We start from the raw sequence: 258 nt of genomic DNA, 5'->3' as shown, positions 1-258 counted from the left end.
CACCACCGAAGCCGGCACCAACTCCATCAACGACATCACCCCCGTGCTGAACAAGGAAACCGGCAAGAGCGACGCCTACCGGTCGGTGGAGATCAGCACCCCCGCAGCGGACGCCAAGCAGACCGACCAGTTGCGCGCCGACATCGTCCGCACCGTCGACGACGGCCGCGCCGTGGTCGCCAACATCGCCGGCACCACCACCGACACCGACGGTGCCATCCACTCCTTCGAGGGCGGGCACTACATCAGCGTCGTCGG

The 258-nt window shown here is 67.4% G+C and carries 1 protein-coding gene; it reads left to right on the top strand.

Annotation, left to right across the window (positions count from 1 at the left end; genetic code table 11):
* Positions 1 to 258 (top strand): C39 family peptidase (locus QSK15_RS32475; RefSeq protein WP_285797855.1); only part of this gene is annotated, 258 nt, incomplete at both ends.

The organism is Micromonospora sp. NBRC 107095, from assembly GCF_030269705.1.
Lineage (GTDB): Bacteria > Actinomycetota > Actinomycetes > Mycobacteriales > Micromonosporaceae > Micromonospora > Micromonospora parva.
This window is presented reverse-complemented; position numbering and strand designations above follow the sequence as displayed.